General features: G+C 46.8%; 3 protein-coding genes. All 3 read left to right on the forward strand.

All coding sequences use genetic code 11. From position 1 onward, the window contains the following. Window positions 1-20 precede the first annotated feature (20 nt). Window positions 21-503, forward strand: coding sequence for a MarR family transcriptional regulator (locus ENN47_09085; protein HDP78317.1), 483 nt, complete (start codon window positions 21-23; stop codon window positions 501-503). Window positions 504-517: 14 nt separating this feature from the next. Next, window positions 518-1,249: a sulfite exporter TauE/SafE family protein gene (locus ENN47_09090; GenBank protein ID HDP78318.1), complete on the forward strand. Its 732-nt coding sequence runs from the start codon at window positions 518-520 to the stop codon at window positions 1,247-1,249. Then, window positions 1,195-1,721 (forward strand): hypothetical protein (locus ENN47_09095; protein ID HDP78319.1); only part of this gene is annotated, 527 nt, incomplete at its 3' end. The genes ENN47_09090 and ENN47_09095, both read left to right, overlap by 55 nt.

The following is a 1,721-nucleotide window of genomic DNA, read 5'->3' on the forward strand; positions in this document are numbered from 1 at the left end:
GCAATTGAGGAGGCGGTTTTGTGAGTAAGAAAGAGGATGTCGCGATTCCAAGTGAAGATGAGCTGCTCAGACTGGACAATCAGCTTTGTTTTGCTTTGTACTCCAGCTCGAGGGGTATCACAAGGCTGTACAGACCGTTGCTTCTGGAGTTCGGCATAACCTACCCCCAATATTTGGCAATGCTTGTTCTCTGGGAGAAGGAGCCGCTTACCGTAAAAGAACTCGGTGAAAGACTGTTTCTCGATTCTGGAACCCTGACTCCTTTGCTGAAGAGAATGGAAAAACAGGGACTCCTGACAAGAGAAAGGTCTCAGGGTGATGAGAGGCAGGTGCTGATAGGTCTGACAGATGAAGGAAGAAAACTTAAGGATAAGGCACTGGCCATTCCGCTGAAAATTGCCAACCAGGTAAATATTTCTCAAAGCGAGTTCATTTCTCTCTTGACATCTCTGAAAAAGCTGATGAAAAAGATAGATATGGGCGGCTCGAACAACTCCATGTAGTTTATGCAGGACAAATGACAGTATTACAGTTCGTAATTATATATATCGCGGGTGCCGCAGCTGGTTTTATGAATGTTATGGCGGGAGGGGGTTCAATGGTCACTCTCCCGGTACTCATGTGGATAGGATTGCCGCCGCCTGTTGCAAATGCTACCAACAGACTGGGTGTGATATTTGAAAGCGGTATAGGAGTAAAGACATTTCGATCCGGGGGTATGAGGTTTGACAAGTCTGTACTTCCGGCGATAGTGTCTGCAACGATAGGTTCAGTCATAGGTTCTATGTTTGTCTCTACAATAGCTAAGGATGTGCTGGAGAAAGTGATCGCAGTAACTCTCCTGGGCGTGGTTCTCCTAATGTTACTGAAACCGAAGCGGCTTGCTTTATCAAGACCTTCTCGAGTCCTCTCGACTGTAATCTTTTTTGGTGTGGGCTTCTACGGGGGATTTTTACAGGCGGGAGTTGGTTTCTTCCTGATTGGAGCGATTACCTTTTCGTACGGTTTTGATCTAGTGAGGACGAACTTCACTAAGATTCTTATCGTCTTCATCTACACGGTTTTTGCTCTGGCAATTTTTATCCTTAATGGGATAATCTACTGGGTTCCCGGTCTGGTTCTTGCGGCAGGAAACGTTGTCGGAGCCTATTTTGCTGCTAAGCTGTCGATAAGAAAGGGCAGCGGTTTTGTGAAATGGATTTTGCTGATAATCGTGGTCGTAAACGCCATCAGGTATCTCTTCTTCTAGAGGAGTGTGACGGATTTCCGATGAGAGAGCTTCTGAGTTTTCTGAAGAAAACAGGTTATCTGACCGACCCAAGACTGGAGTCGGCCTTAATGGAACTTGACAGGAGGGATTTCGTCTCGCCCGAAGTAGCGGATGAGGCTTACTCCGACAGAGCTCTAGTGAGTCTTGCAAGCTCGGGGGAGATTTGCTCCACATCGACACAGCCGTCTCTCTTGATTAGCATGATAGAAGAGTTGAAACTTGACGAAGAAGACAAGGTCCTGGATCTTGGAACGGGAACAGGCTTCTGCGCTTGTCTGCTTGGAAAAACGTTGAAAAATGGAAGCGTGATCTCAGTGGAAACTGCCAGAACGGTTGCATCTATTGCCTCGGAAAACGTGCGACGATACTGCCTGAGCAATGTGCGGATAGTGATCGCCGATGGTAGATTTGGCTTCAAAGATGAAGCTCCGTACGATGCAATAATATCCAC

It is taken from the genome of Mesotoga infera, assembly GCA_011045915.1.
Taxonomy (GTDB): Bacteria; Thermotogota; Thermotogae; order Petrotogales; family Kosmotogaceae; genus Mesotoga; species Mesotoga infera_D.